Below are 25,461 nucleotides of genomic sequence, written 5' to 3'. Positions count from 1 at the left end.
CTTATCAGAACTTCAGGGTGATGGAGCCGCTGATTACATGGATATCACCGTCTGCAGTGGCTTGTTGCTCGTTGCCATCAAAGTCGACGATGGTGAAATCCCGTTCCTGCAATTGCTGGTACTGGTAACCGATGTCCAGACGAACCGGATAGGCAAGCAGGCGTGTGCGATCGTAGGTTGCGCTGATGCCAAGGCCAGCAATGATTTTGTCGGTGTCCAGGTAGTTCAGTTCCGGATTGCGAGTGGTTTTGAGTGGGGACTCTTCATAAGCCAGACCGCCGCGAATGGCGAAATGCTGGCCCAGCTCGTACTCGCCGCCAATGCGTGGCACCAGAATGTCATCGAAACGGATCCGGCTCCCCGGATTGACGTTTTCCTGGTCGCGGATGGTATCGCCGGTGAACTCGTCTTCCAGTTCGGACCAGTTCTGTTGTTCAACGCTGCCGCCAATGCGCCAGCCATCGCCCTTGTATTGTGTACCGAAGCCGATGGTTTCCGGCTGGAAGGAGTCAATGGTTGCCACGGCCAGGCTCAGGCCCGGGTCGGGGATGGTCTGGGTAACGATGATGTTGGAGTCAACCGCGGTGGAAGCAGATGACTTGGTGCGATAGGTCACAGCGCTTTCCCAGCCGTCTAGGAAGCAGCTGCTTTCAGGACAGAATGTATCACCCCATTTGATGGTAGTACCGAGGATGGATTTCAGGGACGGCTCGGCGTTCACCGAAAGCCGCTCGCGGCTGGTTTCACCACCAAGGGTGGAAACCGCATCAAGCTGGGCCGCTGCTTCCAGGGTGACACGCACCGAGAAACCACCGGAAATGCCGCGCCACAGCGGAGTCGCGCCGCCAACGTTCAGGAACAGCGGTTCCTTGCCGTATTGGAGGTACTGGCCGGTTTCGGAGGTTTGGGATGAAAACGCCAGCATTTCCTTACCGTACTTCTCAACGCCCGCAATAAAGCCCAGGTAAATCGGGTGGTCAAAACGGGTGAGGGAGCCCAGGTTGGTTTTCATGCCAATCAACACGTGTTGGCTGGGGGAATCGGAAATTACATCGCCGTCCGCGTCGGACCGGCTGGAGCGTAATTCCTGTTCGGCGTGAAGGATACCGCCGGTCAGCTCGCCGCGCTCATCGCTGGTCAGGTAGGAGGGGTTGTAATAGGTCGCGGAGACCTGGTCGTTGAACATGGACAGGGACTGGGCGGTGGCAACGTCCACGGGCATAACACCATATGTGGTACCCAGGTTGCCCATGCTGGCGGATGCAACACTGCCAAAACCTGCGGTGGTGGTGGCGACGGCAAGCGTAAGTGCCCGTACTGCGAAACGGTGAGAACCGATCATGGATCTGACTCCTGTTATTTTTGTCTTTTCTGATTGTTGAGTGACTCAGGTGATGGGGTGGTCACATTTATGGATACTGGTACAACTGTTTCAGAGTGTAACCACCTTGTCTTTTTGGGACGTTGGCCTCAATGACATGAATCTTTGTCGAAAAGATCACTTCTATGCTTCATTCATCATTGTTCAGGGGAAAAAGGATTGCGAGGCCTGAACCGACTGAGTTTGTTGGGAATGTGTGAGTGAGTGCGAGGTTTTGTTTCATATCAATGCAGAAGAGGCCAGCAAGCGCTGGCCCCTTCTGTATATCGGGTTTGGGTATGTCAGTTTTGGGTATAAGGGGAGATGTAATTCAGGCGTAGCTGCCCCGCCGGAATTTCCAGGTGGATGCGGGTGTTGGCGTCAATCGCCTCATTTGCTATGCCTTCACACAACCACTGGAACAGAATGCTCCCGCAGATACCGTCGGTGTTCTCGGAGGTGATATCGATTTGCCCCCGGACTTCAACATCGATGGGCACGGATTCCACATTCTCCAGAGCGATCTGCATCCTGCCATCATCGAGGAACGTGATGGGCCCACGTAAAACCAGTTGATCAAGCGGATAGCTGCGGAGATTGTGCCCAAGGCTCGCTGGCCCAATGCTGGGATTCAGGTAAGGGGCATCAAGGTAGACGTCCAGTGTCGTCTCGAAGGTCAGGTCACCATTCTCATTGGAAATGATCTTGCCCTTGGGCGCGATCAAATTGCCCTCACCATCCTCGTCATACCTGATGCGCATCAGCATCGGTCCTGTCGGTATTTCCTCGTTTTCACTGAGATCAACACTCAGAACAAATTCCGGGAACGCCTCAACAAAGCTTGTATCAATAAACGCCCATACGCTGCTTGATGTTGTTGCCAGTACGGATGGCAGGATATCGACAGGAATCTCGCCGTTTTCATCCGTCTCACCGGCCACGATAGTATCCAGCATGGCGGTCAGGTAGATGTACTGGTCTTTTTCGCAATCGAGCGCATACGCGCAGCCGATATTGGCTCCCTGTACCAGGGTTTCGTCATTGATTGCGCTGACCCCGGTTGCTCTCATGCCGGCTGCGTTGGGCATGCTTTCTCCGGAAACAGACCCCGCCTCAATGCCTGACTGGTAATCCAGGTCTGCGTTTGCATCTGCCGCTGGCAGATTTCTCAGGGGCAGGGCAACACGGTCATTCCGAGGTCCGCTGGCGGTAAAATAATTTACCAGTGCCTGTCCGCCAAAGGTGCGGTTACTCTGGTCCCGGGTTCCCTGGCTCAGGATTTCTGTTTGCAGGGGCAGGCCAGCTTCAGAACGTACGGCGGAATTGGCGTTGAGGGTGTAGCGATACAGGGCGTCCTCACGCCATCCCGCCACCGGCGTGATCGACAGGTGGCGCGGCCCGGTCTGGAGAATGTATTCGGCTGTTGGTACTGGCGTCCATACCCCTTCCACCAGGGATTCGATGGTCAGCGAGTCCCCGTCCGTGATGGTGGCCTGATCCATATTCTGGGAAAAGCGGACGGAGATGGGCTTGTTTGCCGGGTGCTGCGGAATCGGCAACAGATCATCCGAGGTCTTGCCTCCGGAGCAACGTCCCTGGTGGCCGCTGGCCGTGTTGGCAGAAACTTTGGAGCAGGGGAATCCCGGCAGGGTGGTCAGGGCAATCGGTGACTGATCGGCAGACGTCCCGCTGTGGGTCGGCGCCAGTTCGAAGTCCAGTGTGGAGGTTGCCAGCTCGTGACCAGCAAGATCCTGTATCCCATCCAGTGTCAGGCTGTAACTGGCATCGTGCTCCAGCGACGAAGCTGGTCGCACGGAGAGTACGGAACCGTTGATTGAATGATTAAAGGGCAGTTCGACGCCATCTTTGATCAGCGAGATATTGTCCGTCGTAACCGAACCCGGCAATACCGGCTCAGAGAAGTAGACAATCACCGGATCGCCGGGGCGCATCTTGTCCTGATTGTCCTCACCCGGCACCCAGCTTTTGATTGTAGGCGCTTCGTTATCCACGAAGCTGGCTTCGGGCGGAGCATTGTCCGGGTTGCGGTAGCTTTCCAGGCGGAAGGAAATCAGGCCCGAGGCAACATCCACGCCCATGACGTCGGGCTCAATAACACCAACGGCTTCAATGTTCAGGGCACCGTCTTCCACCATGGCGGTCCCGACCAGGTGAACATGAAGCAGTTCCTGGCCCAGGGCCGCGTTGGCGATGGTGTTGCCGGTATTCAGCGCCATATCGATGTAGAGCTCCACGAGACGGGGGGCGCTTTCGTTATCGGTATGGGGATTTTTCATCAGGAAGCCGTTGGCATCGGACAGGAAGCGAACCTCCACCGCTTCCGATGAGAATCCGGCGGGCAGTGCCCCGGCCACTTTAACGACCACGTCGGAGCCGGTCATCAGGGCGCCGCGATCAATGCGAAGCGGCACACTTTGCCCGGCGTTTTCGAACTTCGGAATAAAACCCAGTTCGGCGAATACGGTGCCGGTGGCGGTTGTGTTATTGCCGCTACCCAGCAGCAGAGAGCTCAGGCTCACCGAGTTATAGTCTGCGCCTGACAGCGCCAGCTTTCCGGTATCGGTGGTGGCCGTCTGGGCCATACGCTCACGAACACCGTTCGGGGAGGCGGAGTCCAGAGGCGTGAACGTCCACGGCGCTTCCGGCGGAAGCTCCAGGGGCGCTTCGGCAATGGTGCTGCGGATATCGTCGGTCAGGCTGATGGTGTAGGTCTGGGACGGATCAAGGTCACCTTCCGGGTCCACGGTGACCCGGTGGCCCTGAACGTACATCTCAGCAGGCACGGGTTCGTTGTTGCCGTCAAGAAGGCTGATGGTCTCGCCGTAGCGCAGGGAATCTTCTTCCACCGGCTCGGTAAACTGGATGCGGAGCACGGAGATGTCCGTGGCCGGGTAGACATCGTCGCCCTTAGGGATAAAACGGGCAACGTGGAAGCCGCTGCCCTCGGTACGGTCGAGCAGCGGGCCCTGGGTGGCGGGCGCCGTGGTAAAAGAAAGTCCGCCACCGGGCAGTTCAATGTTGCCCATCGAGGTGGCCAGGCCGTTATTGGTCAGGGTGTACCGGGTGCCCGGTTTCAATGGCTGCGCCGGTCTGGCGGCGATACCCTGCTGGCCGCTGGTTGTGGTCAGGTCAGTCAGCGCAATGACGTCTCCCTGATCGCTTTCCAGGTGGAGCATGTCCGGGGAAAGCTCGCTTTCATCCACGGACAGTGCCCGGGTAAAACGCATGAAAACCGGGGCGGTGACGGGAACGGCTGCCTGATCAGCAGCCGGGTAGCTGAAATAGAGTTCGCCAGGGCTGTTGTCTACGTCGTCGACGGTTTGTTTTTCGCCGCCACAACCTGTCAGGCCAATACTGGCGGCCATCATTACAATCAGGGTTTTTCTGGAGAACAGCATCGCCGAGACGGATGCATTCAGCGCTCCTTTGCCGGGGCTGGATGAGCCAATCATTCGAATACTCCATTGTTATTGTGAGTCGTTGCGGTTCTTGTGACCGCTTTATCATTAGTGGAGATAGTAGGCCTGGTGATCTGACTAAAGGTGTGGCTTTGGAGACGTAGGTGTAGTTAGCGGCAGGTCAATCCAGCTCACAACCCGCATGGTTGCCCGGTTCGGGAATAAATGCGACGAGAGTTCGTGTTAATTTTTGTTGTGTTTTTGTGACGCGGTTTGCAGTTTGCCCTCCAGCAGTGCTTGTAAATAAAGCTGACGTCGGTGCGATTACGCCCGGCCCGCAAGGGCGCGGGGCTGGTTGAGCGGCCCCGGATTTGCGAGTCCCCGCTTCTTTATGTCGATGAAATTTACATTAACATGAACGTCCTCCCCCGACTTGTTAAGTCTGCGTGTTTCAGGCCCTTGTTTTGGCTTCATATCACCCTTTTGGCGTGCCTTGTGCATCTATCAAGACAGAAGTCAGATCCGGACAACCGGTGGCTCTCCAGTCATAGAGCCCTGACTATCAGACGTAACGCGTCCAAATAAGGGAGATGTCTGTTTGAACGGTGACCATTAACAGGCGATGTATAGCGGAGAATAACTATGAGAACGTTCTCAAAATCCCTGGCGCTGGTGGCTTCCATGTCACTGACCGGCGCCGCTTGGGGAAACATGATCGGGGGCGTTGATGTCGGGGAAGTAGACCCCCTGGAAGCGGAAACCAATAGTCTGAGTCCTTGCACGGGCGGCAGCAGTCCATCAGCGGAGTTGTGCTGGATAAACTCCGTTCTTGGTGGAGATGCAACCTACGGCGTGAAGGAAGAGGATGTCTCCTACCAGTTCGTAGAGGGCAGCTCATCCGTGATCGGGTTCGAGTTGGGCAGTCCGACCGAGTATTTCATGATCAAGAACTCTACCTGGTGGGGGCTGTTTGAGAACAAAAGCAGCCTTGATTGGGCTGTCATTGATACAGCGCTGCTGAGTGCAGGATTCAACCTGCCGGACGGTGAAGAGTTGATCATCAGCCACGTTGCTCCTATCGGCGACACTGTCGTGAGAGTCTCAGAGCCAGGCACCCTGGCACTACTTGGCCTTGGCTTGTTTGCCATAGGTCTTAAAGGTCGCTGGTCCAAGAAGCGGTCATAAAACGGCGGCTTGCCGCCGTGACACGCTGATCAGTGTGTTCATAACGCTCCTCCATGAGGGGCGTTTTTTGTGGGGCGGGGATAATGGTGGGCCCAGCAGGACTCGAACCTGCGACCAAAGGATTATGAGTCCTCTGCTCTAACCAACTGAGCTATAGGCCCTTTTTTCAGCGAGTGCTGTTTTGAAAGGTGTTTCCGGACGGGGAAACAAAGCGGGCGCCATTATACCGGTGAGGGGTGGCGCCCGCTACTGTTGTGGCGGTGTTATCCGTTGTTGCCCTGGTCGTCAATGAAGCCGCGCAGGTGATCGGAGCGTGAAGGATGGCGCAGTTTGCGCAGGGCCTTGGCTTCGATCTGACGGATACGCTCCCGGGTGACGTCGAACTGTTTGCCGACTTCTTCCAGGGTGTGATCGGTGTTCATCTCGATGCCGAAGCGCATGCGCAGTACTTTGGACTCACGGGCAGTCAGGCCGGCGAGCACCATGCGGGTGGATTCGCGCAGGCCTTCAGCGGTCGCGGAGTCGACCGGCGAGAGCGCCTGGATGTCCTCGATGAAATCACCCAGATGACTGTCTTCGTCATCACCGATCGGGGTTTCCATGGAGATCGGCTCTTTGGCGATCTTCAGTACCTTGCGGATCTTGTCCTCGGGCATTTCCATGCGCTCGCCAAGCTCTTCCGGCGTGGGCTCGCGGCCCATCTCCTGCAGCATCTGGCGGGAGATGCGGTTGAGCTTGTTGATGGTTTCGATCATGTGCACCGGAATACGGATGGTGCGGGCCTGGTCCGCGATGGAGCGGGTGATGGCCTGACGAATCCACCAGGTGGCGTAGGTGGAGAACTTGTAGCCGCGGCGGTACTCGAATTTGTCGACGGCCTTCATCAGGCCGATGTTGCCCTCCTGGATCAGGTCCAGGAACTGCAGGCCGCGGTTGGTGTACTTCTTGGCGATGGAAATAACCAGACGCAGGTTGGCCTCGACCATTTCTTTCTTGGCGCGGCGGGCCTTAGCTTCACCGATGGAAACGCGGCGGTTGATTTCCTTGATGTCCGTTACGTCCAGATCCACTTCCGTCTGGATGTTATGGATGCGCTTTTGCAGACGAACAATTTCGTCGATGCGCTCGCTGATAGCAGAGGCGTAGGGCTTCTTGCTGTTGCCAATTTTCTCGGCCCAGTCGAGGCTGGTTTCGTTGCCCGGGAACGACTTGATGAAATCCTTACGTGGCATTTTGCACTCGCGCACGCAGATTTTCATGATTGCGCGCTCGTTCTCGCGGACCAGATCGTTGGTGGAACGGACCACGTTCACCAGTTCGTCAAACGCCTTGTTGCCCAGCTTGAACGGTGCGAACACCTTGCCAAGCTCGTTCAGGGCTTCCTGGGTTTTCTTGTGGCTACGGCCGTATTTTTCCAGGCACTCGTCGGCGGCGCTGAGCTTTTCTTTCAACAGCTCGAAGCGCAGGCGAGTCTCTTCCGGATCCGGACCGCTCTCGGTTTCTTCTTCGCTGTCGTCATCGTCGTCGCTGTCGGATGAGTCGTCAGAGCTGCTGGTGTCCGGGGTGTTGTCTTCGTCCATGAACGGCTCGGCGCCGTCCGGGTCGAGGAAGCCGGTTACGATGTCGCTGATGCGGCCTTCGTTCTCGATGATGCGGTCGTAGGCCTGGATAACGGTGCCGGAGATGCCGGGGAAGTGCGCAACGGCTGCCATCACGTCGCGGATGCCTTCCTCGATGCGCTTGGCAATGACGATCTCGCCTTCGCGGGTCAGCAGCTCAACGGTACCCATTTCACGCATGTACATACGTACCGGGTCGGTGGTGCGGCCAGCGTCGGATTCTACGGCAGCGAGTGCGGCGGCGGCTTCGGCGGCAGCGGCTTCGTCGGCGGTGGAGTCGCCGTCGGTCATCAGAAGCGTGTCTGCGTCCGGTGCAACTTCAGACACCTGAATGCCCATGTCGTTGATCATGCGAATGATGTCTTCGACCTGGTCTGGGTCAGCAATGTCTTCCGGGAGGTGGTCGTTTACCTCGGCGTAAGTCAGGTAGCCTTGTTCCTTGCCCCGTGCAATGAGGTCTTTCAAACGTGATTTCTGCGAATTGCCTGACATAGACACCCTGTGAACTCGCTGTAAACGGAAAAAGTTAAACAGCCATTATAGCTGTCGCTCGGTTGCTCTGCCACCGGATGGTTAGATGGTGATCAACGCTTCAAGTTTCAAGTGCAATACAGGAATGTTCCTGTATTTTCCTCTGTTTATTCCCGCCGGGCAGCCGCAGCTCCCCGGTCAGTCTTCTGTGTGCCCGCTCAGGGCTTTCAGTTCCTGGCGTTCTTCCGGCGTAAGATCCGCAAGGCTGCGCTTGGCGGTCAGTAACGACGTTAGTCGCTGCTTGCGGGCCGCGTCCCGGTCGGGGGTCAGCAGTTCCCTTGCGCCGGCCAGGGTGCTTTCCCGCGACGGTATGTGTTCGATTTCGTCGAACAGGTGATAAAAGCGCGCCCGCGCCTGCTTGTCCGTCGCCAGTGTCTGTACCAGTTTGCGACGGTCGCGTATCTGGCGTTCCAGAATCCATTCCGCGAAGCCCCTTGCCTGGCCGAACTGTCTGGACTGGCGAGCCAGTTCTATGACGTCGCTGGCCATGTCCGGCGCTTCCAGCAGGGCCAGGCACAGCGTGCTGTCCTTGCTTAGCCTGACGTCAATTCGTTCTTCCTGAATACGGTCCCGGCGATCGCCAAACCGCTTCTGGCCGTTTTGCGGTTGACGGTTCTGCCAGTTGTTCCTGCCGCCACACAACCGCAGCATTTCGTGCCACATGGCATCCCGCAGGGTGCTTCTGGGCATCTTGTTCAGCAGTGGTTCCGCCCGGGCCCGGAGTTCTCCCCGGTGCTCTGGCAGCTGCAGGTCCAGGCCCTCGCTCTGCCGGTCAAACAGGTAGCGGGACAGGGGCGTGGCGCCTTCTATTCGTTTCTTGAAAGCCTCCGGGCCTTCCTTGCGGACCAGTGTGTCCGGGTCTTCGCCGTCCGGTAGCATCAGGAACTGGAGGTGGAGGCCATCCGCCATCAGCTCCAGGGCATTTTCCAGGGCGCGATCCGCAGCGCGGAACCCGGCCTGGTCGCCATCGAAACAGAAAACCAGGTGCCGCACCTGCCTGAGCAGGGCGGTCAGACTGTCCTGGTTGGTAGCTGTCCCCAGTGTGGCGACCGCAAAATGGATGTCGTGCTGTGCCAGCGCGATAACATCCATATAGCCTTCCACGACCAGCAGTTTGTCCAGTTGCCGTATGGCCTGCTTGGCTTCATACAGGCCGTAGATCTCGCGGCTCTTGTGGAAAACATCAGACTCCGGAGAGTTGATGTACTTGGCCTTGTCGTCGCCGAGGGTCCGCCCCCCGAAGGCAATGGTCTTGCCTCTGCTGTTGCGGATCGGGAACATCACCCGATTGCGGAACAGATCTCTGGGGCGGCCGTACTTATCGGAAACCGTGCCGGTTTCAATCAGCGGCCCCTGCAAGTCCTTGCTGCAGGAATCAAACAGCGCAGTACCAGTGCCGGGTGCATAACCCAACTGGTAAAGCTGGATGATGTTGTCGTCCAGCCCCCGCTGTCTGAGGTAGTCCCGGGCGAATTCGCCCTGGGGGCTACGCAATGCCGACTGGTAGAGGCGGCTGGCGTAATCCAGGGCGTCGGTCAGTGTCCGGGCCTGTTGTATTTCCTGTTTTGCGTTCTGATCGTAGGGCACTTCCAGGCCGGCGCGCCTGGCCAGTTCCTCGACGGCTTCGGTGAAGCCCAGCCCTTCAAATTCCCGCACAAAGCTGATGGCGTCGCCGTGGGCGCCACAGCCGAAGCAGTGGTAAAAGCCCTTGTCCGGGCGTACGTTGAAGGACGGTGTCTTCTCATCATGAAACGGGCAGCGGGCCTTGTAGCTGGCTCCGGCCTTTTTCAGCGTAATGCGCGATCCGATAAGCTCCGCAAGGTCTACCCGATCCAGTAGATCTTCAACAAAGCGTTGAGGGATCAGTCCGCTCATGATGACTCCGGTTGCGCAGAGGGTGCCGGCTTAGTGTCGTCAATAGCCAAAAATGCCGCCGAAGCCAGGCCTCGGCGGCATTTTGGAATCGCTCTGTGCAGCCTGCGGCTTAACAGGCGATTATTGGTATGCAGTCAAGCGGCGTCAGCTAAAGCTTAGTACAGACGCTCGAACTTGCGCTGTTCCCGCTGAAGCTTCTTGAGATGACGCTTAACGGCAGCAGCTGCCTTACGCTTGCGTACGGCTGTCGGCTTCTCGTAGTGCTCACGGCGACGTACTTCCGACAGTACACCTGCTTTTTCGCAGGAACGCTTGAAGCGACGCAGGGCTACGTCAAACGGTTCATTCTCTTTCACTTTAACAGCTGGCATTCGAAAATCACCTACCTGATGTATTCGGTTTCTGTTTTGTCTGATCGACTCGTGCGTCAGATCGACTCGATACCTGGTCAGATTGGCTAAAACTCGACCAGTGCTCATTTAAGGGCGGCAATGATAGCCCCTGCTCCGGGGTGAGGTCAATGTTTGTTCGATGAAACTGCCAGAGGGTTTCGGCTTTCTGCTAAAATACGGCGCTAACCATTCATGCCACCCGTTGTGATCCTTGTATATGCTGATTCTTGGAATTGAAACCTCCTGCGACGAAACCGGTGTCGCCCTCTACCACAGCGAGAAGGGGCTGCTGGCCCACGCCCTGTTCAGCCAGATTGACATGCACGCGGATTATGGCGGTGTGGTGCCGGAGCTGGCGTCCCGTGACCATGTCCGCAAATTGCTGCCCCTGTGTGACCAGGTGCTGGCGGACGCCGGGCACAGCCGCAAGGACCTTGAAGGCATTGCCTACACCGCCGGCCCGGGCCTGGTGGGGGCGCTGATGGTGGGTGGCTCCGTCGCCCACGCTCTGGGGTTTGCCCTGGGTATTCCGGTGCTGGGCGTACATCACATGGAGGGGCACCTGTTGGCACCGATGCTGGAGCCGCAACCGCCGGCGTTTCCGTTTGTGGCGTTGCTGGTGTCCGGTGGCCACACCCAGCTGGTCCGGGTGGATGGTATTGGCGAATACGAGCTACTGGGCGAATCCGTTGACGACGCCGCCGGTGAAGCCTTTGATAAGACCGCGAAGATGCTCGGGCTCGACTATCCGGGAGGGCCCAGGGTGGCGGCCCTGGCCGAAAAGGGCACCCCCGGCCGCTATCGCTTCCCACGGCCAATGACCGATCGCCCTGGGCTGGACTTCAGCTTCAGTGGCCTGAAAACGTTTACGCTCAATACCGTCACGGCGGCGGAAGAAGCCGGTGGCCTGGATGATCAGACCCGTGCGGATATTGCCCTGGCCTTTGAAGCTGCGGTGGTGGATACCCTGACCATCAAGTGCCGGCGAGCGCTGGAGCAGACCGGGTGCAAGCGCCTGGTCATTGCCGGTGGGGTGAGCGCGAACAAACGCCTGAGGGCAGGGCTGGAGAAGATGGCGGAAAAACTCAGGGCCGGTGTGTTCTACGCCCGCCCCGAATTCTGTACGGATAACGGCGCCATGATCGCCTATGCGGGTTGTCAGCGTCTGCTGGCCGGGCAGCGGGATGGGGACCGCATTGTCGCGGTGCCGCGCTGGCCCATGAATACCTTGCCGCCGGTGTCCCAGCCCCGGGCTAACGGGCTGGTGGACTGACGGGACACTAAAACTTGCTTTCCCGCCCCTGTGCCAGGCGAATCAGGTTGTTGCGGTGGCGCACAACGATCAGGATGGCGAGCAGGCCGAACAGGGGCAAGGTTCTGGGCTCGATCAGCGCGCTGATCAATGGGCCGCTGACGATGGCGATAACGGAGGCCAGTGCGGAAATGCGCCAGCGCCACATTACCAGCAACCAGATGGCGGCCATCAGTAATGTGGTTATGGGGGCCAATGCCAGTCCGGAACCCAGTGCCGTTGCCACTCCCTTGCCCCCCTGGAAGCGATAGAAAACCGGTACCATATGGCCGGTCACGGCGCACAGCGCGACCATGGCCTGGGCCAGGATCGACAGGCCGGCGGCGTGGGCGATCCACACCGGAATAAACCCTTTGGCGGCATCCAATGCCAGGGTCAGGGTGGCGGGCAGCCAGCCACCGTTGCGATAGACGTTGGTGGCCCCTGGGTTGCCGGAGCCGAGGGCCCGGGGATCTGGCAGTTTCCAGAGTTTGCAGATTTCCAGGGCAAACAGCACCGATCCGGCCAAATAGGCCAGGGCACAGAGAAGTACGATCAGTAAAGGGTCGCTCATCGGATTCACGGGCAATTGTCCCGGAGCAAAGACGCGTCCGGGTGATATGTGCGAAAATGCCGGCCCCAAGTGCGGCAGGCCGAGAATCACACAGTATCCGTAGCCTGTACGTTATTCAATCAGCAAAGAGTGTAATCCGGGAGAAAACATCCGGTGGCAGACAGTGTTCTGATCGAAGGCCTGGCCGTAGACGCGGTGATTGGCGTGTATGACTGGGAGCGTGATATCACCCAGAGGCTGGTGGTGGACCTGGAAATGGCCTGGGATAACCGCATTCCCGGGGCATCCGACGACGTCGCCGATGCGCTGGACTATGCCGCCGTGAGCGACGCAGTGACCCGCTGGTTGCAGCAGGCGCAGCCCCAGCTTCTCGAAACGGCGGCCGAAGGCCTGACCGCCATGATCCAGCAGGATTTTGGAGTGCCATGGCTGCGGCTGACGCTGCGCAAGCCGGGGGCTGTCCCAACCGCCAATGCCGTGGGTGTCCGTATTGAGCGAGGGCAGGCGTGATGCCGGCCATGGCGCGGGTCTATGTCAGCATCGGCAGCAACACAGATCGCACGCGCTACGTCACGGCAGCGCTGGATACCCTTGCTCAGTGGTTTGGCGAGCTAACGATTTCACCGGTCTACGAGAGCGAAGCCGTCGGGTTCGATGGCTCACCGTTCTATAACCTGGTGGTTGGCGTGGATACCGACTGGCCTGTAGGCGAGCTTTCACGCCGCTTCAAACAGCTGGAAGCCGATAACGGCCGCCGTGCCGGGGCCCCCAGGTTCAGTGCGCAAACTCTCGATCTGGATATCCTCACCTACGACGGCATGGTCGGAGAGATTGACGGGGTGGAGCTGCCGCGCGTCGAAATCCTTCGCAACGCCTTTGTGCTCTGGCCGTTGTCTGATGTGGCGCCGGACACCCGCCACCCGGTCTGTGGCAAGACCTATCGGGAGCTGTGGCAGGCGTATTCCAGCGACCAGAAGCTCTGGCCCGTGGAATTCACCTGGCAGGGAAAGCGGATCTCACGGGCGTTTTGACCGGAACAGTCGGATCAGTTCGTCTGTTGAGCTATCGCTGGTCGTCTCGGCGGGCTGATCACCGATAATCTGGTCAAGAATGCCCTTGCCCATCTGTTTGCCCAGCTCCACCCCCCACTGATCGAACGAATCCACGTCCCAGATCACGCCCTGTACAAAGGTGCGATGCTCGTACAGTGCAATCAGGGCGCCAAGCGTCTCCGGCGTGAGCTTGTCCATCAGCAGGGTATTGCTCGGTTTGTTGCCCGGGATCACCTTGTGGGGCGCCAGCGCTGCAATGTCGTCTTCTGCCAGCCCGTCCCGCGCCAGTTCCTGGCGGGCTTCGTCCTCGGTCTTGCCCGCCATCAGGGCCCTGGTCTGGCTCAGGCAGTTGGCAAACAGGGTGGCGTGATGCTCACCCACCGGGTTGTGGCTTTGCAGGGGGATAATGAAGTCTGCGGGAATCAGTCGCGTACCCTGGTGCAGAAGCTGGTGGTAGGCGTGCTGACCGTTGGCGCCGACACCGCCCCAGATGACCGGGCCGGTGGGGTAGGTCACCGGTTGGCCGTCCCGGGTGACGCATTTGCCGTTGCTTTCCATGTCCAGTTGCTGCAAATGCGCGGGCAGGCTTTCCAGGTAATGGTCGTAGGGCAGGATGGCGTGGGTCTCGGCGCCCCAGAAATTGCTGTACCAGATGCCCAGCATGGCCATGATCACCGGAAGATTCTGCCCCAGTGGGGTATGGCGAAAGTGCTCATCCATGGCGCGTGCGCCGGCCAGCAGTTGCCGGAAGTTCGCCATGCCCACCAGCAGTGCGATCGGCAGCCCGATCGCTGACCACAGGGAATAGCGGCCGCCGACCCAGTCCCACATTGGAAATATGTTCTCACTGGCGATACCGAAGGCTTCAGCCTCCCGGGGGTTGGCTGTCACGGCGACGAAGTGCCGGGCAATCGTCTCCTCGGTGCCCCCATTGTTCAGGAACCAGTCCCGCGCGATTCGACCGTTCTCCAGGGTTTCCTGAGTGCGGAAGGATTTGGACTGAACGAGGAACAGGGTGGTTTCCGGGTCCACCTGACGCAGAACCTCTGAAACATCGGAGCCATCAATGTTGGCCACGAAGTGCCCGCTGAGCTGATCGCTCTGGTATGGCTGAAGCGCTTCGCAGACCAGTTTGGGGCCCAGGAATGATCCGCCGATGCCGATGCTTACAACGTCCGTAAAGGCTTTCCCGCTGAAGCCGGTGCGCTGACCTGAAAGAACGTCGTTGGTAAACGCCTCCATGCGGGCCAGCGTCTGTTCCACTTCGGGCATGATGTCGATTCCATCGACCACTATCGGGTCGCCGCCTGTATTTCGCAGCGCAGTGTGCAGGGCCGGGCGGTCTTCGGTGACGTTGATGCGGTCGCCACGGAACATGGCTTCTGTCTGTTCCGGTACCCCACACTGTTTCGCCAGGGCCATCAGATTGGTCAGGATATCGTCGGTGACCCGGTTCTTGGAGTAGTCCAGTGACAGGCCCGCCCCGGTGGTGAAAAATCGTCGTGCGCGATCCGGGTCCTGCCGGAACAGGTCCCGCATGTGGGTGTTGTCCAGCCGTTGCCGGAGGTCGGAAAGAATCCGCCACTCGGGGCGGGTGGTGAGCGGCACGGGATCCTGGGGCATGATTGATTCCTTTCGGCTGAAGGGGCTTTTGATCACCGGGTGACAGACAGGTTATCGATCAGGCGAGTGGTCCCAAGGAATGCGGCGACCAGTATGGTCAGTTCGGTATCCTCGGGCATCGCCGGCTTCAGGGTCACGCTGTTGACGATATTGAAGTAGTCCGGCCGCAACCCGGCTGCGGCCAGGGCGTCGTTGGCTTCCTGCTCGAGGGCGCTGAAGTCGGTACGACCTTCACTAAGCTTGCGAGCGCTTTCCTGAAGGGTCTGGTAGACCACCGGTGCAATGGCTCGTTCGTCGTCGGTCAGGTAGCCGTTGCGGGAGCTCTTTGCCAGCCCGTCATCCTCGCGAATGGTGGGAGCACCGATCACTTCCACCGGAATCATCAGATCGCGGACCAGTTTGCGGATAACGGCCAGTTGCTGGAAGTCTTTCTCGCCAAACACCGCAATGTCCGGCTGTACCATATTGAACAACATGGTGACCACGGTCGCCACGCCTTCGAAATGGCCCGGGCGGCTGGCCCCGCAGTGGCCATCGCTGACTTCCGGGACAATCACCTTGGTTTGCTGGACCAGGCCGTTGGGGTAGATTTCCTCGACGCCGGGGGCAAAGACCAGGGTATTGCCGGCCGCCTCAAGCTGCCTCTGGTCTTCTTCCAGGGTGCGCGGATAGGTGTCCAGATCTTCGCTGGCGCCGAACTGCATCGGGTTGACGAAGATGCTGGTCACCACCACGTCCGCGGCTTCGCTGGCCTTGCGGACCAGGGAAATGTGACCCTCATGAAGGTTGCCCATGGTCGGGACAAGTCCAATGGTTTTGCCCTCGCGGCGATAGCCGCGAAGGATGGTGCGTAATTCTTTCAGGGAGTTGATGGTTCTCATGCCTTGAACGTGTGCTCCTCGGCGGGAAATGAGCGGTCACGTACTGCTTTGACATAGGCTTCAACAGCCTTTTGTACGGAACCGGTTTCGGCCAGAAAATCCTTGACGAAACGGGGTTTGCGGCCAGTGGTGATACCCAGCATGTCGTGCACGACCAGCACCTGGCCGTCGGTGTCTGCGCCCGCGCCGATGCCGATCACCGGAGCCTTGACAGCCTGGGTAATGCGAGCCGCCAATGGCGCTGGTACGCATTCCAGAAGAATGATGTCGGCCCCGGCGGCTTCCAGTTCGCAGGCATGCTCAATCATCATTTCCGCCGCGTGGTCGTCGCGGCCCTGCACTTTGTAGCCGCCGAACTTGTTGACGAACTGCGGAGTCAGGCCAAGGTGGGCGCACACGGGCACGCCGCGTTCGCTCAGGGCGGAGATGGTGTCGGTCATCCAGTCCGTGCCTTCCAGCTTGACCATATGGGCGCCGGCACGCATCAGCTCCGCGGCGTTTTCCAGGGCTGCTTCTGTGGTGCCGTAGGTCATGAACGGCATGTCCGCCATGATCAGTGAGCCACGGTTGCCTTTGGCGACCGAGCTGACGTGATAGATCATCTGATCCATGGTGACGGGCAGGGTGCTGTCGTGGCCCTGAAGCACCATGCCAAGCGAATCGCCAATCAGGATCACATCCACGCCGGCTTCACTGACGATCTGTGCGAAGGTGGCATCGTAGGAGGTGAGGACGGAGAAGGCTTCGCCCTTTTGCTTGTATTCCCGCAGGGTATTGATGGTAACAGCCATAAAATCCTTGCCTTGTGGGTGGATGGGCCAAGACCGCGCCGGGGTCAGCCGGCATTCAGGTGTTAAGGGTAATCCGGGGGTGTGGCTGAGGCAATAGTACCACGATCCACGGGATCAACCGGGTGGGAACGGTTCCCGCGGGATCGGGGGCAGCAGGCGCAGATTGTTGTCGGGGCATTGCTGCCTCAGGTGGACAATGGTCTGCCCGTCGGGCAGTGTCAGATCCGCCTTCAGGTCCAACAGGGGTTGCAGCGCAAAGTCGCGGTTGGGAAGTTCCGGGTGGGGGACTGTCAGGCGCTCGGTGTCGATGGTGGCATCTCCGAACACCAGCAAGTCCAGGTCCAGTGTTCTCGGCCCCCAGTGCTGCGTTCTCTCCCGGCCATGGCGGTGCTCAATGGTCTGAAGGTGATCGAGCAGTTCCAGGGCGCCAAGTGACGTACGCAGCCATGCCGCGCCGTTGACGAAATCAGGCTGATCCTGAGGGCCAACGGGGCGGCTGCTGTAGAACGCCGACTGTGCCACCAGTGTAGTGTCTGGCAAGGTCGCCAGTTCAGTCATCGCCCGGGCCAGCTGCGACGTGGGGTCCGCAAGGTTGCTGCCAAGCCCGATAAAGGCGTCCGTCATCGGCATGATCAGGTCCGGTTGGCGGGCTTACGTTTGCGCCGGCGCTTTTTGGGCGCGTCGGCGGTCAGCTCGCTGAGCATGCGCTCCTGGCCGCGCTCGTCGGTCGCCTGGAAGTCGGTCCACCATTGCCCCAGTCCCGGTTCGATCTCACCTGCAGATTCCCGCACCAGCAGAAAGTCATAGGCTGCGCGGAATCGAGGGTGCGACATCGCCATGAAGGCTCGCTTGCCCTGGCGGCGGGGCAGGCGCATCTGCATTTCCCAGATTTCCTTCATCGGGCCGGAGAAGCGCTTCGGAATGGACGTAGCCTGGACCTGGCGGCCAATCACCGTGGCGATGGCGCCATGAAGAGCCGGCTGTACCGGGTCGCCGTTATCCTGGCGGTGGCGCCACTCTGCCTGCAGCGCCGGCCACAGCATCGCCGCGAACAGGAAGTAGGGCGTGACGGACTTGCCCCTGGCAATGCGGGCGTCGGTGTTGCGCAGTGCCTGACGAATCAGTTCGTCCGGCTCGCCGTTATCCAGTGCCCTGACGGTTTCGGGGAACAGCGGAGCCAGCAGGTTGTACTTTCTCAGCAGGTCGTAGGTGGCTTCGCCATACCCGGCAGAGAACAGTTTGAGGACTTCCTCGAACAACCGGGCCGGTGGGATGTGGGTCAGCAGCGGCGCGAGTTCGCGAATAGGCTCTTCGGTGCCCGGCTCGATGTCGAAGCCAAGTTTGGCGGCAAACCGTATTGCCCGGAGCATCCGCACCGGATCTTCGCGGTAACGGGTTTCCGGATCACCAATCAGTCGCAACTGACGATTGTTCAGATCTTCCACGCCGCCTGCGAAGTCGATGACGGTGAAATCGCGGATGCAGTAATACAGGGCGTTGACGGTGAAATCCCGCCGCAGGGCATCTTCTTCCTGGGAACCGTACACATTGTCCCGCAGCAACAGGCCATGCTCGCTGGTGCGACGATCATCGTCGTCTGCTTCGTCGTCCGCTTCCACAGCATTGCCACGGAAGGTGGTGACTTCGATGATTTCACGACCGAAGACCACATGAACGATACGGAACCGGCGGCCAATCAGGCGGGAATTCCGGAACAGGTCGTGGACTTCTTCCGGCGTGGCATTGGTGGCGATATCAAAGTCCTTGGGCTGGCCGCCCAGGAGGATATCACGCACACCGCCGCCCACCAGGTAGGCTTCAAAGCCGGCTTTGTTCAGCCGGCTCAGCACTTTCTTGGCCGGTTCGCTGATCGCGGAGCGGGAGACGTTGTGCTGGTCCCTCGGGATTTCACGCCGCTGGTAGGCGCGTTGCTTCTTTCCGCTACCCGGCATGAAGGACTGGATTTTTTCGACAAACTTCTCGAAGGGTGAGGTATTTGAGTTAGACATTGAATTCCGTTATTGCGAGAGCAAAAAACGAGAGTTTAACGGTTTGGACAGGATTTGCACACGTTTGCGGGCGAATGGCCGGGAAAAGCGGGCAAGAAATGTCCAATCCGGGGCCGGGAGCGGACTTTCCGTGGGCCAGATAATCAAAAGGCGGATCCGTTCTCACGAATCCGCCCTGAAAGCGTTGACGATCTGCATTGTTTTTGTTGTTGCCGGGATTTTTCTTCGTTTTTGTACCCCACTGTGTATCCCTAAATACAGGGATCTCAGTAGCGCAAACGGAAGGCTTTGAATACACAGAGCAGTCAGAAGCATCGAGCAAGTCAGGAGTAAATGCAGTGCCGCCTGGAAGGCGATTCTTCTCTACATCTACAACTCGCACGTGCCAAGGGACCACTAAAAAGCACAGTACCCAAAACACTCAGTTCGCTTACGCTCTAGTTCTTGTTTTTGTTACCGAACGTTTTCCTGCAGCTTTTTGTTTTTGTTTTGACGCTGCGTTGTCACTCTTGTTTTTGTTGTTGTGCGCTTAATAGAGTGCAGGGCGTGTGCCAGTTTTTGGAATATCAATATTAACAATGACTTAGAAAAATGGTGGTCGTAAGTGTTACCCCGTATGCGACCTAAGTGTTACTGAGATCTCGTTTTGTTTTCCGGGAGTGTTACCGTACGGAACGCGCGGTAACAACTGAGCTGGGGTTCACACTTTTAGGTAGCTAACCATGCCGATGATGCCAGCGGGTAGCTGATATTTCAGTTGCCTGAGCTTTTCTTGCGGGGGATGCCAAGGCGTTGGCGACGTTCCCACAGGGATTTGCGGCTGATCCCCAGCTTCTGCGCCAGTTCGGTCTCGCTCATTTTGTCCTGATTCTCCAGAACAAAATGCTGGAAGTAGTCTTCCAGGGACAAATCGTTGGAGGATTCCGGCTCACGGTTGCGGACCTGCTCGTTATTGCCCTCTACCAGGGTTTCCGGAATGTATTCGTCGTCGCCTTCGTACTCCAGGTCCAGCAGGGAGGGAGTGATCAGGTCGGTGTCACACAGGATGGTGGCGCGCTCAATGGCGTTCTCCAGTTCGCGCACGTTGCCTGGCCAACGGTGTCTCTGCATGGATCTCATCGCTTCGGGGCTCAGGTTCAGGTCGGGTTTGCCCATTTTCTCGCCCTGACGACGGAGGAATTTCTGGGCCAGCCCAAGAATGTCTGCCTGTCGTTCCCTCAGTGGCGGAATGCGGACCTGCATGACGTTCAGGCGGTAGTAGAGGTCCTCGCGGAACTCGCCGGTTCGGGTCATGGCTTTCAGGTTACGGTGTGTCGCGGCGATCATGCGCACGCTGACCTTGCGGCTCTGGGTCGAACCGACCTTGCGAATCTCGCCTTCCTGAAGTACCCGCAAGAGCCGCGCCTGGGCTTCCGGTGGCAGTTCCCCGATTTCATCCAGGAACAGGCTGCCGCCGTCGGCCGCCTCGATCAGACCGGTGCGGGCGGAGACGGCGCCGGTGAATGATCCTTTCTCGTGGCCGAACAATTCCGACTCAATCAGGCTTTCCGGTATCGCGGCGCAGTTTACGGAAATCAGTGGTTTGGTGGCGCGCGGGCTGAGCAGGTGCAACGCTCTGGCGGCCAGCTCTTTGCCGGTGCCGGACTCACCCTGGATCAGCACCGTGGTTTCTGTGGGTGCCACCTTGCGAATCAGGGTGAAGACTTTCTGCATGGCCTCGCACTTGCCGAACATGATGCTGGCGGGGTCGCTGCGGTTAATGTCCCCGCTCTGGTCAACCGTATCGGCGTCCGTGTCATCCGTTGGCGGGGTGTGTTTCCGCGCCAGGATGTTTTCCACGGCCGCGAGCATCTCATCGTGATCAAACGGCTTGGCGATGTACTCCACTGCCCCCATTTTCATGGAGTCCACGGCTGAGCGCAGGCTGGCGTAGCTGGTCATGATCAGCACGGGAGTATTGGGTGCGCGGTTGATCAGTTCGGTGCCCGGGGCGCCAGGCAGGCGCAGATCGGAGATGATCAGGTCGAAGTCATCCGGATCCTGATTCTGTTCGGCTTCCTCAACGGAACCGGCATCGGCGACCTCATAGCCGGCGTGCTGCAGTAATTTCCTTACTGCGGAGCGAATGATCTCTTCGTCTTCTACGATCAGAATGCGAGGCATAGGGTTTTACAACCTTTCGTTCTGGCTGGTGGCAGCATTTTCGGGTTCCGGTTCGTAAGCGGGCAGTTTTAGCTGTACCCGGGTGCCCTGGCCGGAGGTCGGGTTGGCCGGGCTCTCCACATGGATGTTGCCGTAATGCTCTTCAATGATGCTGTATACCAGCGATAGACCAAGGCCGGTGCCCTTGTTGGGGGCCTTGGTGGTGTAAAAGGGTTCGAATATGTGATCGAGTTGATCCCGGGGGATGCCCGACCCCTCATCGGCGACTTCGATGATAGCGGAGTAGCCATCGCGGTTTCCACTGGCTCTTATGGTGCCTCCTTCCGGGGAGGCGTCGCGGGCATTGGCCAGCAGATTTACAAAGACCTGAACCAGCCGTTGCTCATCGCCCAGCACCATCAGGTGATCGGGGCAATCGTTGATGTACGTGATGCCCATGCCACGGTCACTGAGAGACAGGAGGTTGATGGATTCGTCCAGGCAACGGCGGATAACCACCGGTTCGTAGCGGTTGGCCTGAGAGTGGTTGCCGGTGCGGGCAAAATTCATCAGTGACTGCAGGATGGTCGAGATCCGCCGCGTTTGCTGCTGAATCTGCTCCGCCGTTGAGAGAATCTCCGGGTCTTCGGTTTCCAGTTTCAGGTTCTGGGCCAGGGAGGATATCCCCGTCACCGGGTTGCCGATTTCATGGGCTACGCCTGCCGCCAGTCGCCCGACTGAGGCCAGGCGTTCGCTGTGCATCAGCTCGTCTTCCAACAGCCGGGTTTCGGTCTGATCTTCCACCAGGATGATACTGCCCCCTTCCGGGTGGTCGGGGCCACTCAGGGCTGCTTTGTGCAGGTTCAGCCAGTGAGGTTTGCCGTTCAGGTCCATCCGGTGTTTGTAGCGGTGCAGGTCTTCGCCGCTATTGAAGTCATCCAGCAGCAGGTGCCAGTGCTCCGGGAGTGCCAGCAGGCGGGCGCCAACCACGTCATCCGCAGTGATATTGGTGAGCTGTTCCATGGCGTTGTTCCACATCAGAATCTCGCCATCGTCACCCACGGAGCAGGCGGGTATGGGCAGGTTCTGAAGGGTTTGCCGGTAATGTCGGCGCAGGTTGTCCAGCTCTCCCGCCAGGCCCGTTAACTGGTTCTGGTAGTCACCCAGGGCCCTCTCCACGTAGCGGATGTCCTGGGCGGTGCCGCCGCTGGCCATGGGCTTGTAGCCCAGGTGGCGCTTGACCAGGTCCCTGGCGACAGCCGGGCCCAGAAGGCCTGACAGGTTGATCTCCACCTGGTCCCTCAGCCGCCTCAGCTGGTAGGGGCGGTATTCCATGTTAGGCAACTTGAGCTGCGCCAGGGCGCGTTCGACCTCGCGCCTGGCCACGCCATGGCCCAGGGGATCGGCCAGCTGGACGACAAAGTCCGCCGATGAGGTGGCGACAAGTTCCCGGCGGTGAGGCCGGGACAGGGCTCCGAGGGAACACGCCTGGGCGGCACTGGTTTCTTCGGCGGTGCTGGTACTGAGAATAGAGATCAGCGCGAACACGGTGACATTAACGGTGAGGCTGATGAACGTGAAAATGTGCCAGTTGCTGTAGTCCGGTACCAGCGGCGCACCAAGCCATTCCAGCAGGTTCGCGGTATGGGAGAAAGGCAGCACCAGGGTGAAGATCCAGATCGCGAGCCCGGAAACCAGTCCGGCGATCAATCCGCGCCGGTTGCCTTCCGGCCAGTAGATCACGCCGAGCGCGCCCGGCAATAACTGTAGTGTGCCGGACAGCGAGATAGCGCCAAGAATGGACAGGTCGAGCCTGGTGCCAATGGTTTCATGGAACAGCAGCGCCGCAAAAATAATGACGGCAATCAGCAGGCGCTTGATCCATTGCAGCCAGTGATAGATGTCACCATGGTCTTTCGGGGTGCGCAGCGGCAGCACCACGTGGTTCAGTACCATGCCGGCCAGCGCCAGGGTACTTACGATCATCAGGCCGCTGGCGGCGGACAGGCCGGCGATATACATCAGCAATGTCAGCGCAGGACTGCCCAGGGCCTGGGCCGTGCCGATCGCGAAAAAGTTCGGGCCCGTGGTTGCCGCGAGTTCCTGACCACCCCAGAGAATCAGAGGCACCGGCAGCCCGAGCAGTAACAGGTACAGCGGCAGTCCCCAGCTGGCCTTGGCGAGCGCCTTGGGCGAGGGGTTCTCACTGAAGGTCATGTGGTACATGTGGGGCAACACCAGGGCGCCGGCGAAGGACATCAGCATCAGTGCGCGCCAGCTGCCGTCGTCAATGCTCATGGCCATGGTGTTGGCCGGGGAGCTCTGGTTTTCCAGCCAGGTTTCCAGGCCGCCCATGCCACCGAAAACGCTGAACAGGATGACGCCGCCCAGGGTCAGCAGGGCCACAAGCTTGACCACGGAATCGAAGGCGATTGCCAGGACCAGCCCCTGATGGCTTTCGGAGCCCTGGTTGCGTCGGGTTCCGAACAGCATGGCAAACAGCACCACGGTGATGCTGAACATCACACTGATCAGGTTGCGGGAGGTGTCCGGGGCCAGCAGGCTGGCCGAGGTGGACACGGCCTGTATCTGCATACTGAGCAATGACAGGATAGCCGCGCCGGAGCAAATGGTCACCAGGGTGCCCGCCCACTGGCTGCGATAGCGGTAGGCGAACAGGTCGGCCAGTGACGTCAGTTGATAGGCGCGACCAATGCGCATGACCGGGTTCAGCAAGACCGGAGCCAGCAGGAAGGCGCCACTGATGCCCAGGTAATAGGCCAGGAAGCCGAAGCCGGATTCGGCGGCAACACCGACAGCGGCATACACCGCCCAGATACCGGCATACACCCCCAGGCTCAGGGTGTAGACCAGGGGGTGCCTGACCCAGTGCCGTGGCACGACTCCGCGCTCGGTAATCCAGGCAACGCTGAAGAGGATGATCAGGTAGAACAGGCTGGCCAGCAGCAGGCCGGTAGCGCTAAAACTCATTTGGGTCTCGCCGCCACTCAAGCCAGAACCCGATGGCGATCAGTCCGGCCCAGATAACATAGGGGGTGTACCAGGCGTTGCCCGGTGAGGTCCACCAGTCGAGGATGTTCGGTGAAAAAATATAGATGGCCAGGACCAACAGGAAGACCAGACGATAGATATACATCAGGCATGGTATCCGCGCTGAAGTTTGTGAAAGGCTCGGAGCCTCTGAACAGCTCCTTATACCATGTAGCTTACCGGGATGTCAGGGGGATTGCCTCCCGCTGCCAGTGTCTGGTTGCCCAGGCAAGAACATCGGCGACCGGCTGCAGGTGCAGCTCTGGTGGTGGATTTTGCCCCAGGGCTTCGAGAGCCTGGGCCAGGTTCCGGGCAGGTTGCTGATCGTCCAGTGCCGGGGCGTGGTTCTGCTTGCTGAGTTTCTGACCTTCGGCATTGAGAATGACCGGGATATGGAGCCAGCGCGGCGGGGTTGCGCTCAGCGCCCGGTAAACCTGTTGTTGCTGGGCTGTCATGTCCAGCAGGTCGGATCCCCTTACCACGTCGGTAATACCCTGATCGATATCGTCGACCACTACGGCCAGCTGGTACGCGTAGAAACCCTCCTTGCGCAGAATGACCGGGTCGTCCACCTCGGCGGTGACCGGTTGAACCTGCGGCCCCAGCAAATCGTCTGACCAGTGGCAGGTTTCATCCTGAAGGGCGAATCGAATTGCATAAGGGCGGTCTGCCGGCGGGCGGTTACCGTCACGGCAATGGTCCGGATGCCGGCCGTGATGCTGTTTCAGCTGTTTTCGGGAGCAGCCGCAGCGGTAGGCCGACCGGGTTGTCAGTAGTTGATGGATAGCGGTTTGATAGGCATCGTGCCGCTGTGACTGAAAGCGCACGGGTTCGTCTGGCTGCAGTCCGTGGCAGTCGAGGCTGTGAAGGATGCTGTCGGTGGCTTCCGGGCTCTCCCGCAGGGGATCAAGGTCTTCAATGCGGACCAGCCAATGGCCCTGCCGGGTCCTGGCTTCCAGGTAGCTGGCCAGTGCGGTCACCAGGGAGCCAAAGTGCAACGGGCCTGTGGGGGAGGGGGCGAACCGACCGCGGTAAGGAATATCAACCATAGCAATCAGTTGACCGGCCCGCTATTGCTACCAGGCCGGTTGGTCTGACGATGGTCCGGCTCAGATGCCGGTCTGACGCTCGCGGATTTCCGCCAGGGTCTTGCAGTCAATGCACAGGGTGGCCGTCGGACGTGCTTCCAGGCGGCGAATGCCGATTTCCACGCCGCACTGGTCACAAAAACCGTAGTCGTCCTTGTCAATGCGATCGATGGTCTGGTCGATTTTCTTGATTAACTTTCGCTCACGGTCACGGGTGCGCAGTTCCAGGCTGAATTCTTCTTCCTGGGTTGCGCGGTCGCTTGGATCCGCGTAATTTGCGGCGTCTTCCTGCATGTGGTGCATGGTGCGGTCCACTTCTTCCATCAGTTCCTGCTTCCAGCGCAGCAACAGATTCTTGAAGTGCTCCAGCATTTCAGCACTCATGTACTCTTCACCCTTCTTCATTTCATAAGGGGTGAAGTTGGTAAAACGTTCGCGTGGTTGTTCTGCAGTGTTTGCCATTGAACCCGGCCTCTTGTTTGTACTTCACAAGAACGCTTTGCTTCCCGCCGCGCCAGCCTTGGCTGCGCGGTTTAACCCTGGATGAAGCATTCGTCCTGAAACGGGAATTTGCGGAA

The 25,461-nt window shown here is 59.1% G+C and carries 20 protein-coding genes and 1 tRNA gene; 4 read left to right on the top strand and 17 right to left on the bottom strand.

What is annotated here, in order from left to right; genetic code table 11:
• Nucleotides 1-4: 4 nt before the first annotated feature.
• Nucleotides 5-1,342 (bottom strand): alkane uptake protein AupA, encoded by a 1,338-nt coding sequence (gene aupA / locus ACJO3M_RS10640; protein WP_407001349.1) that lies wholly within the window; start codon nt 1,340-1,342, stop codon nt 5-7.
• Nucleotides 1,343-1,662: 320 nt separating this feature from the next.
• A complete protein-coding gene (locus ACJO3M_RS10635; RefSeq protein WP_407001348.1) occupies nt 1,663-4,833 on the bottom strand; it encodes an Ig-like domain-containing domain in 3,171 nt (1,056 codons plus the stop codon).
• A 588-nt stretch (nt 4,834-5,421) separates the two neighbouring features.
• Here ACJO3M_RS10635 and ACJO3M_RS10630 point away from each other — a divergent pair.
• Nucleotides 5,422-5,964, top strand: coding sequence for a PEP-CTERM sorting domain-containing protein (locus tag ACJO3M_RS10630; RefSeq protein WP_407001347.1), 543 nt, complete (start codon nt 5,422-5,424; stop codon nt 5,962-5,964).
• Nucleotides 5,965-6,048: 84 nt separating this feature from the next.
• Here the strand turns inward: ACJO3M_RS10630 and ACJO3M_RS10625 are convergent.
• The 4 genes from ACJO3M_RS10625 to rpsU form a co-directional block, all read right to left on the bottom strand.
• Nucleotides 6,049-6,125, bottom strand: a tRNA-Ile gene (locus ACJO3M_RS10625).
• A gap of 102 nt (nt 6,126-6,227) precedes the next feature.
• Entirely contained in the window at nt 6,228-8,075 is a 1,848-nt protein-coding gene (rpoD, locus tag ACJO3M_RS10620) for an RNA polymerase sigma factor RpoD (RefSeq protein WP_407001346.1), read from the bottom strand.
• A gap of 177 nt (nt 8,076-8,252) precedes the next feature.
• Nucleotides 8,253-9,989 carry a DNA primase gene (gene dnaG / locus ACJO3M_RS10615; protein ID WP_407001345.1) on the bottom strand — a complete coding sequence of 579 codons (1,737 nt, stop codon included), beginning with the start codon at nt 9,987-9,989 and terminating at the stop codon, nt 8,253-8,255.
• Between the two features lie 155 nt (nt 9,990-10,144).
• Entirely contained in the window at nt 10,145-10,360 is a 216-nt protein-coding gene (gene rpsU / locus ACJO3M_RS10610) for a 30S ribosomal protein S21 (RefSeq protein ID WP_007153483.1), read from the bottom strand.
• Between the two features lie 238 nt (nt 10,361-10,598).
• On the opposite strand from rpsU, the gene tsaD reads away from it, so the two are divergent.
• Nucleotides 10,599-11,654 carry a tRNA (adenosine(37)-N6)-threonylcarbamoyltransferase complex transferase subunit TsaD gene (tsaD, locus tag ACJO3M_RS10605; RefSeq protein WP_406988933.1) on the top strand — a complete coding sequence of 352 codons (1,056 nt, stop codon included), beginning with the start codon at nt 10,599-10,601 and terminating at the stop codon, nt 11,652-11,654.
• A gap of 7 nt (nt 11,655-11,661) precedes the next feature.
• On the opposite strand, the gene plsY is transcribed toward tsaD, so the two are convergent.
• Nucleotides 11,662-12,246, bottom strand: a complete 585-nt coding sequence (plsY, locus tag ACJO3M_RS10600) for a glycerol-3-phosphate 1-O-acyltransferase PlsY (RefSeq protein WP_407001344.1) — start codon at nt 12,244-12,246, stop codon at nt 11,662-11,664.
• 153 nt (nt 12,247-12,399) lie between these two features.
• Between plsY and folB the strand changes: the two genes are divergently transcribed.
• Together folB and folK (ACJO3M_RS10590) are read left to right on the top strand one after the other, a co-directional pair.
• Nucleotides 12,400-12,756 (top strand): dihydroneopterin aldolase, encoded by a 357-nt coding sequence (gene folB, locus ACJO3M_RS10595; protein ID WP_407001343.1) that lies wholly within the window; start codon nt 12,400-12,402, stop codon nt 12,754-12,756.
• Between the two features lie 8 nt (nt 12,757-12,764).
• Nucleotides 12,765-13,277: a 2-amino-4-hydroxy-6-hydroxymethyldihydropteridine diphosphokinase gene (gene folK, locus ACJO3M_RS10590; RefSeq protein ID WP_407001342.1), complete on the top strand. Its 513-nt coding sequence runs from the start codon at nt 12,765-12,767 to the stop codon at nt 13,275-13,277.
• Here the strand turns inward: folK (ACJO3M_RS10590) and pgi are convergent.
• The 10 genes from pgi to dksA all read right to left on the bottom strand — a co-directional run bounded on the left by pgi (nt 13,263) and on the right by dksA (nt 25,345).
• The gene (gene pgi, locus ACJO3M_RS10585; RefSeq protein WP_407001341.1) at nt 13,263-14,921 is read right to left on the bottom strand and encodes a glucose-6-phosphate isomerase; all 1,659 of its coding nucleotides are present in this window, start codon (nt 14,919-14,921) and stop codon (nt 13,263-13,265) included. The genes folK (ACJO3M_RS10590) and pgi overlap by 15 nt on opposite strands.
• 32 nt (nt 14,922-14,953) lie before the next feature.
• Nucleotides 14,954-15,802 (bottom strand): pantoate--beta-alanine ligase, encoded by an 849-nt coding sequence (gene panC, locus ACJO3M_RS10580; RefSeq protein WP_407001340.1) that lies wholly within the window; start codon nt 15,800-15,802, stop codon nt 14,954-14,956.
• Nucleotides 15,799-16,593 (bottom strand): 3-methyl-2-oxobutanoate hydroxymethyltransferase, encoded by a 795-nt coding sequence (panB, locus tag ACJO3M_RS10575; RefSeq protein WP_407001339.1) that lies wholly within the window; start codon nt 16,591-16,593, stop codon nt 15,799-15,801. The genes panC and panB overlap by 4 nt, the downstream gene beginning before the upstream one ends.
• A gap of 114 nt (nt 16,594-16,707) precedes the next feature.
• On the bottom strand, nt 16,708-17,217 hold the full coding sequence (folK, locus tag ACJO3M_RS10570) for a 2-amino-4-hydroxy-6-hydroxymethyldihydropteridine diphosphokinase (protein WP_407001416.1): 510 nt from the start codon (nt 17,215-17,217) through the stop codon (nt 16,708-16,710).
• A gap of 8 nt (nt 17,218-17,225) precedes the next feature.
• The gene (gene pcnB / locus ACJO3M_RS10565) at nt 17,226-18,545 is read right to left on the bottom strand and encodes a polynucleotide adenylyltransferase PcnB (RefSeq protein ID WP_407001415.1); all 1,320 of its coding nucleotides are present in this window, start codon (nt 18,543-18,545) and stop codon (nt 17,226-17,228) included.
• Nucleotides 18,546-19,355: 810 nt separating this feature from the next.
• Nucleotides 19,356-20,765, bottom strand: a complete 1,410-nt coding sequence (locus ACJO3M_RS10560; RefSeq protein ID WP_407001338.1) for a sigma-54-dependent transcriptional regulator — start codon at nt 20,763-20,765, stop codon at nt 19,356-19,358.
• A gap of 6 nt (nt 20,766-20,771) precedes the next feature.
• Nucleotides 20,772-23,735 carry an ATP-binding protein gene (locus ACJO3M_RS10555; protein WP_407001337.1) on the bottom strand — a complete coding sequence of 988 codons (2,964 nt, stop codon included), beginning with the start codon at nt 23,733-23,735 and terminating at the stop codon, nt 20,772-20,774.
• A complete protein-coding gene (locus ACJO3M_RS10550) occupies nt 23,725-23,901 on the bottom strand; it encodes a hypothetical protein (RefSeq protein WP_406988948.1) in 177 nt (58 codons plus the stop codon). Before ACJO3M_RS10550 ends, ACJO3M_RS10555 begins: the two co-directional genes overlap by 11 nt.
• A gap of 70 nt (nt 23,902-23,971) precedes the next feature.
• Entirely contained in the window at nt 23,972-24,844 is an 873-nt protein-coding gene (gluQRS, locus tag ACJO3M_RS10545; protein ID WP_407001336.1) for a tRNA glutamyl-Q(34) synthetase GluQRS, read from the bottom strand.
• A 60-nt stretch (nt 24,845-24,904) separates the two neighbouring features.
• A complete protein-coding gene (gene dksA / locus ACJO3M_RS10540) occupies nt 24,905-25,345 on the bottom strand; it encodes an RNA polymerase-binding protein DksA (RefSeq protein WP_406988951.1) in 441 nt (146 codons plus the stop codon).
• Between the last annotated feature and the right edge of the window lie 116 nt (nt 25,346-25,461).

The organism is Marinobacter alkalisoli (assembly GCF_045449795.1).
Taxonomy (GTDB): domain Bacteria; phylum Pseudomonadota; class Gammaproteobacteria; order Pseudomonadales; family Oleiphilaceae; genus Marinobacter.
The sequence above is the reverse complement of the archived record's forward strand: the minus strand, read 5'-3'. Positions and strand labels throughout refer to the sequence as shown.